Annotated in this window: 11 protein-coding genes; 7 read left to right on the top strand and 4 right to left on the bottom strand. The window is 61.9% G+C overall.

Features of this window, described 5'->3' with window-relative positions:
* Positions 1 to 30 precede the first annotated feature (30 nt).
* Positions 31 to 138 carry a hypothetical protein gene (locus JCM19049_RS23280; protein ID WP_374700255.1) on the top strand — a complete coding sequence of 36 codons (108 nt, stop codon included), beginning with the start codon at positions 31 to 33 and terminating at the stop codon, positions 136 to 138.
* Positions 139 to 297: 159 nt separating this feature from the next.
* Here the strand turns inward: JCM19049_RS23280 and lepB are convergent, their stop codons facing one another.
* Complete coding sequence (gene lepB / locus JCM19049_RS07510) at positions 298 to 840, bottom strand: signal peptidase I (protein ID WP_279402692.1); 543 nt, start codon at positions 838 to 840, stop codon at positions 298 to 300.
* A complete protein-coding gene (locus tag JCM19049_RS19335) occupies positions 818 to 1,000 on the bottom strand; it encodes a hypothetical protein (RefSeq protein ID WP_279402691.1) in 183 nt (60 codons plus the stop codon). Before JCM19049_RS19335 ends, lepB begins: the two co-directional genes overlap by 23 nt.
* Before the next feature lie 108 nt (positions 1,001 to 1,108).
* Between JCM19049_RS19335 and JCM19049_RS19330 the strand changes: the two genes are divergently transcribed.
* The 6 genes from JCM19049_RS19330 (at position 1,109) to JCM19049_RS07495 (ending at position 4,295) form a co-directional block, all read left to right on the top strand.
* A complete protein-coding gene (locus tag JCM19049_RS19330; protein ID WP_279402690.1) occupies positions 1,109 to 1,237 on the top strand; it encodes a hypothetical protein in 129 nt (42 codons plus the stop codon).
* A 406-nt stretch (positions 1,238 to 1,643) separates the two neighbouring features.
* Entirely contained in the window at positions 1,644 to 1,841 is a 198-nt protein-coding gene (locus JCM19049_RS23275) for a P-loop NTPase fold protein (protein WP_374700253.1), read from the top strand.
* A complete protein-coding gene (locus JCM19049_RS07505; protein WP_279402689.1) occupies positions 1,811 to 2,986 on the top strand; it encodes a hypothetical protein in 1,176 nt (391 codons plus the stop codon). Before JCM19049_RS23275 ends, JCM19049_RS07505 begins: the two co-directional genes overlap by 31 nt.
* A 51-nt stretch (positions 2,987 to 3,037) precedes the next feature.
* A complete protein-coding gene (locus JCM19049_RS07500) occupies positions 3,038 to 3,718 on the top strand; it encodes a hypothetical protein (protein ID WP_054821272.1) in 681 nt (226 codons plus the stop codon).
* Positions 3,719 to 3,732: 14 nt separating this feature from the next.
* Positions 3,733 to 3,867 carry a hypothetical protein gene (locus tag JCM19049_RS19325; protein ID WP_279402688.1) on the top strand — a complete coding sequence of 45 codons (135 nt, stop codon included), beginning with the start codon at positions 3,733 to 3,735 and terminating at the stop codon, positions 3,865 to 3,867.
* 95 nt (positions 3,868 to 3,962) lie between these two features.
* Positions 3,963 to 4,295, top strand: coding sequence for a LuxR C-terminal-related transcriptional regulator (locus JCM19049_RS07495; protein WP_279402687.1), 333 nt, complete (start codon positions 3,963 to 3,965; stop codon positions 4,293 to 4,295).
* An 89-nt stretch (positions 4,296 to 4,384) separates the two neighbouring features.
* Here JCM19049_RS07495 and JCM19049_RS07490 read toward each other — a convergent pair whose 3' ends face one another.
* Together JCM19049_RS07490 and JCM19049_RS23270 are read right to left on the bottom strand one after the other, a co-directional pair.
* Positions 4,385 to 4,942 carry a hypothetical protein gene (locus JCM19049_RS07490; RefSeq protein WP_054821270.1) on the bottom strand — a complete coding sequence of 186 codons (558 nt, stop codon included), beginning with the start codon at positions 4,940 to 4,942 and terminating at the stop codon, positions 4,385 to 4,387.
* Positions 4,943 to 5,123: 181 nt separating this feature from the next.
* Positions 5,124 to 5,234, bottom strand: coding sequence for an LPXTG cell wall anchor domain-containing protein (locus tag JCM19049_RS23270; RefSeq protein WP_374700254.1), 111 nt, complete (start codon positions 5,232 to 5,234; stop codon positions 5,124 to 5,126).
* Positions 5,235 to 5,562: the final 328 nt, after the last annotated feature.

The following is a 5,562-nucleotide window of genomic DNA, read 5'->3' as shown; positions in this document are numbered from 1 at the left end:
GCCGCCGCGGCCGGCACCCCGCGCGACCTGTTGAGCACCGAGGACCTGCAGATCGTGAGCATGGTCCATGAAGGACAGACCAACAGGGATATCGCCAAGGCGCTGTTCGTCTCGGTCAGCGCCATCGAGCGCGGCTGACCCGGCTGTTCCGCAAGACCGGAACACGCAACCGGCAGCAGTTGGCGGCCAAGTTCAACGCCTCGCTGCCCGCCTCGGCCTAAAGAACAGCAAAAAATCGAGCCCTGCCATTTCCGCATCTTGCGGGGCAGGGCTCGATCGACTGAGGTATGCAGTCCCCTACTGTGCTGGATCCGGCACGTTGTCAAAAACCTCGCGGTGCGAGTCGACTACGCCCCAGCGATCCATGGGCCAGGAGATGACCTGGGCCTTGCCCTGGACGGTTTCCATGTCCACGAATCCGCCCTCGGTGTCCATGTGATACCGGGAGTCGGCGCTCGCACCGCGGTGATCACCCAGCACCCAGAGCTTGTTCTCCGGCACGGTCACCGAGAACGGGATGTCGCTGGGGTTATCCCCCGGGTAAATATAGGGTTCGTCGATTTCCACGCCATTGACCTGGATCCGCCCGTCGGCCGAGCAGCACTCGACGGTGTCACCGGGCATGCCGATGATTCGCTTGACCAGGTACTGCTCGCCCTGGTCCGGCAACAGGCCGATGAAGCTCAGCGCCTTGTCGAAGCCGGACTGCTCGGTCTGGACCGGCGGCAGCCAGGCGTCGTCATCGCGGAACACCACCACGTCCCCGCGGTTCAGGTCGAAGGGGCCGGGAACCATCAGGTTCGCAAAAATCCGGTCGTCAATCTGCAGCGTGTTCTCCATCGACGGAAGGGATGAAGTAGGCGCGGAAGAAGAACGTCTTGATGATCAGGGACAGGCCGATGGCAATCACCAGGATGACAACGATCTCGCGCACCATGCGCCAGAGTTTCAACAGAAATCCTGCATCATTCGAATTGGCTTCACCGGATTCGGCGCTCACGTGTCCCCTTAGTTACGGCGTAATCTGCGTGCATTTCACAATATCGCATCGCAGGTACGGCAAACCGCTACGCCACGTGGCAACCAATCGGCTGGGGTTGATGGCCCCATGGCAGAGGTGGATTCCGCTCTCATCGCTGGGTTCCGCAACATCACGCTGGTCAAGGTGGCGGGCACAAAAAATGCCGGCACCGGATTCCGCAGCGTCGCGGAATCCGGCGGCAGCGATCCCCCATAAATCTCTGCCTAACACCCCGTCTCCAGCGCTGCGTTGCAGGAACTGACATGCAGCACTGAAGGCCGGGCGTAAGTCCGACCTCTCCAGAATCCTCCTGCCTGCCGTGTCTGGCTAGTACCCGGCCAGAAGGATTGGGGAGAACCCCAACACCCCAACGGTTGTGGATTCTGGCCTCCAAAACTGACTCTGCTGCGTCATGCCGCAGGATGCGTCACAGGCGGAAAGATGCATTCGTCTATACTTGTTGACTAAAGGCACGTGTGGTGGCTGGGGAGCCAACCGAGCAAGAGACAGTACGACCTTGGAAATCTTGGGGGCAATCTGGTGAAACCAGAGGCAACGGCGACCAGCTGCATGCGCGTGACGAACTCGACGCCACGTTTGGGGTGGGATCAGGAGGCGCAGCATGCGTAGCCGCCGAAATCTGCTGAACACTCTCCTATCCAAGGCCACCGGCTCCCGTGAAGTGGCACTGGTGGTATCCGGCGCCTCCGGAGCCGGCAAGAGTTGGCTGCTGCGTCAGCTGCAGCACGAGCTGGGGGCTCACCCACACGTGCTGCTGCGGATCAGCCCATGGAAACAAACTGGCCGTTGTCCTCACTGATCAAGCTGCTCTCCGAGCTGGACCTGGCCGAACCCCTGGGCCTGGACCATTTCCTGCCTGAATCGCCGGGGCAGGGTGTGGATTCCTACGCGGTCGCCCGGCACCTGCATGCCAAGCTTCCCGCCCTGGTCACTCCCGGCACGGTCATCCTGCTCGATGATGTGGATCTGATGGACGAAGCCAGTCTGGAAGTGCTGGGATTCATGAGCACCTGGCTGCAACGCAACCGGGCGAAGTTTATTGTCACCGTGGCCTCCGGACCCATCCCCGAGCCCCTGGCCGGATGGGAGATCCTGAAATTGCGCGGGCTGACCGAAGCCGAATCGCTGGCCCTGGCCCGCGAAACAGCCGGGGTGGATGCCGACCCGGCCGTGCTTCATTTCACCACCACCACAAGCCGCGGCATGCCCGGGTCCATCATCGAACAACTGGACAGATTGCAGCGGCAGGCTCAGGCCGGCGAATTGCCCCTGACCCTTCCCCTGCCGGTGGGCACCGAGCGCACCGGCAAACTCTCCAAGGTGATTGCGCGGTTGGAAGAAGAACACCAGCAAGTGCTGACGCTGCTTGCCGCCGCCCCGGTCACCGAACGCGCCGCGGTCCTGGCACTGAAGCCCGGGACCGTCAGCTGCATTGATGAGCTGGAGCAGCGCGGATTCCTGATGGGAGCGGACGGTCACCTGCAGATCTCGGACCCCGCCCTGCGGTCAACACTGTACTGGGGACTGAACTTGACCGAACGCCAGTCGCTGCACCGGCAACTGCAGGAGCACGGTGAGGACCACACCTTGAAGCTCTACCACCGCACGTATGTGGATCAGCTCGGGGTAACCGCCAGTGAGCTCGTTGCAGCGGCCGGGCAACTGGTGAAACAAGGACAAGTTGCCGCCGCCATCGAGGTGGCCGAGCGGGGGCTGTTGTTGCCGGTCGCTGGTACCACCTGCCCAGGCACTGCACCGCCTAGCCGAAATGCTCTGCCAACACCTGCAGCTGGAAGCCGCCCGCAGGTATGTGCGCTTCGGCCGCCGCCTGCCCCTGGACCCGGCAGCGTCACTGGCCCTGGCAACCTTGGACGTCCAGCTGTCCACCCTGAAGGGCCGCGTCACGGCCAAGAACCAGCACGCGGCGCTCATCAGCGAACTTGAGAACGTTGCACCGCACGGCTGCGTTCGCCTGCTTGGCGCACTGGCCACCGAATGCGCCCTGCGGAGGATCATCAGCACACCGAAAGCCTCACCGCCCAGGCCACTGAACTGGTCTCACGCTTCCCCGAAGCCAAGGGCCCTGAATACGAAGCGGCCCAGTTGTTGTGCGCTGCCCTGAATCACGACCGGCAGCAGCTGATGGGCCGGTTTCTCCAGTTGCCGGTGGCCCCGAAGGAGCCGGGCGACGGGATTCTCATGCTGGCCCTCGGGGTTGGGCTGAGCACCACGGACTGCTTTCTGGAAGCCCGGGAGGTCTTTTCGCGGCTGTCTGCCGCCCCGGAAGGCGCTAGCCCGCTCATGGAACGTTTGCTGCTGCTCCTGAACGCGGCCAACGCGATCCTGAATCAGAACTATCCCCGGGCCATGCAACTGGTTGAACGCTGGATCGCAGCCGATGGCCCGGCCTTGCTCAGCCCCGTCCCCCAGCTAATCCAGGCCTGGTATTGGATGAACAAGAACCGCCCGGACATGGCCGAGTGGTACTTCCAGTCATTGGAACCACGGATCCTGGGCGAGAGTTCTCCGATGCTGCTCTCCCGGATCGCGATGATGGCCGGTGACCGGGGATTAATGACCGGGGATTATTCGACAGCGGTGGAAGCCTATCGGCGAACGCTGCGGCTGCATCAGGCCCGGGGAACCTGCGCTATGTCAGGGCCACCTGCGCACTGATTGAGGCCCTGGTGATGCTGGGGCGCACCGAAGAAGCCGTAGATGAGTATCGCTCACGGCAAGAGATCATGGCCGCCGTTCCTGGGCGGCGTCCGAAGCTGGCAATGCGCTGCGCCCAGGCGCTGGCCATGCAGGGCACAGCTCCCTGACTCGGTTCCAGCAATTGCTCGATGACTGGACGAGTTCGGATAACACGTTTGAGTTGGCGCGCCTGCGCCATTGCTTTGGTCAGCGGCTCCGCTCGATGGGCCGCACCCAGGCGGCAAGGGAGCATCTACAGGCAGCACGGGCCCTGTACCGCAGTCTCGGTGCTCGGGGGTGGATGGCGAAGCTGGAGGACCTGGAAGCTCCAGTGACAGCCACTTCCCCTAACACTCCCCTGAGCCTAAGCCGTGAAGAGATTGCCGTGGTTCGGATGGTCCATGACGGATTGACCAACAAGGCCATCGCCAAGGAACTGTTCATCTCGGTTAGCGCCGTCGAGGCCCGACTCACCAAGCTGTACCGACGTACGGGAACTCGCAACCGGCAGCAGTTGGCCGCCCGGTACGCGAGTATGGCGCCGCCACGCTCTTAGGTGAGGAACCAACAGCACGCCGCCTGTTGAGCCTTCCTTGGACATCAATAGGCGGCGTGCCGCTGCCGGGATTGCAGCCTGGGAAAGCGTTAGGGCTGCCCTACTGCTGGGCTGGCGATCCCCGAACTCGGGGTGAACGTCAGCTTTATTTCGTCGGCAGGCTGATCCTTCTCCATCAATTCCTTGACCTGATCGAGGTGTTTGGAATCGACACGGAGGATCAGTCCCCCGTCTTTAGCGCTAATGGAGTACCCATGGATGGCATTCGCAATTTCTGGCTCCTGCTCGGCTTGCCAAGCCACAATCTTTCCGATCGCGTCCCGCAGTTGCTGCGAACTGAACTTCACGAATTCTGCGACCGCGCCAGCGTCTTCAATTTCTTGCACCTTTGATTCGTCATTGGTGGCTACATGAAGCTTGTCGTCTTGGATCCAACCCTGCACGTAGGCGGCACCCAACGACGACGAAAGCTGGTCATTGAGGTTCAACAGCTGTTCGTGGTCCACTGAGCTCTCCGGTGTTTGCTGTTCCTGGGTCTGCGACTCTTCGGGAGCGGTAGGTGTTCCAGTGTCACTGCCACAACCTGTCAGCGCAAAAGCGACAGTCCCAATGGTTCCAGCCACCTTGAGCATTTGCAGTTTATTCATCCGGAATCTCACATTTCTTTCTGGCTGGCCGTGCGAACCGCCCTCGGCTTTTGAGCTTAGCCTTGAGCGCGTAAAGCCTGCCAATAAGTTGGTGGGTATTGAATGAGAAGTGCCCCGGCTCTGTAACCGGGGCACTTCTCATTGGTTGCGGCTGCATAGCAGCTTCAACCTGTTAAGTCGCTTAGCCGTGACGGCGGTTTGAACGACGCAGAATCAACAGCAGGGCTCCACCCAGTCCAAGTGCGCCTGCAACGGCCAGCAGCGGGGTAGCCGACGAACCGGTGTCTGCCAGCGGATCTTCCTTCGGCTTCTCCGTCTGCTTCGGGGATTCAGACCTCGTCGGCTCCTGGGACGGGTCATCCGATGAGTCCTCAGTCGGCGCCTGCGACTCAGTCGGGCTTTCGCTCGGATCATCCGACTCCGACGGGCTCTCGCTCGGATCGTCTGACTCAGTCGGGCTTTCGCTCGGGTCTTCAGTCGGGCTTTCGCTCGGGTCTTCAGTCGGGCTTTCGCTCGGGTCTTCAGTCGGGCTTTCGCTCGGGTCTTCAGTAGGCTGCTCAGTCGGCTCCTCCGTAGCTGCTCAGTCGGCTCCTCGGTCGGCTCCTCCGTAGGCTGCTCAG

Source organism: Arthrobacter sp. JCM 19049, from assembly GCF_001310435.1.
Note: the sequence above shows the minus strand (reverse complement) of the source record. Positions and strands in the feature narration are given on the sequence as shown.

Bases quoted from the DNA above. Each gene is read 5' to 3' on its own strand.
- lepB (WP_279402692.1), bottom strand. From the start codon at position 840: ATGGAGAACACGCTGCAGATTGACGACCGGATTTTTGCGAACCTGATG.
- JCM19049_RS19330 (WP_279402690.1), top strand. From the start codon at position 1,109: ATGGCAGAGGTGGATTCCGCTCTCATCGCTGGGTTCCGCAACATCACG.
- JCM19049_RS23275 (WP_374700253.1), top strand. From the start codon at position 1,644: ATGCGTAGCCGCCGAAATCTGCTGAACACTCTCCTATCCAAGGCCACC.
- JCM19049_RS07505 (WP_279402689.1), top strand. From the start codon at position 1,811: ATGGAAACAAACTGGCCGTTGTCCTCACTGATCAAGCTGCTCTCCGAG.
- JCM19049_RS07500 (WP_054821272.1), top strand. From the start codon at position 3,038: ATGCGCCCTGCGGAGGATCATCAGCACACCGAAAGCCTCACCGCCCAG.
- JCM19049_RS19325 (WP_279402688.1), top strand. From the start codon at position 3,733: ATGCTGGGGCGCACCGAAGAAGCCGTAGATGAGTATCGCTCACGGCAA.
- JCM19049_RS07495 (WP_279402687.1), top strand. From the start codon at position 3,963: ATGGGCCGCACCCAGGCGGCAAGGGAGCATCTACAGGCAGCACGGGCC.
- JCM19049_RS07490 (WP_054821270.1), bottom strand. From the start codon at position 4,942: ATGAATAAACTGCAAATGCTCAAGGTGGCTGGAACCATTGGGACTGTC.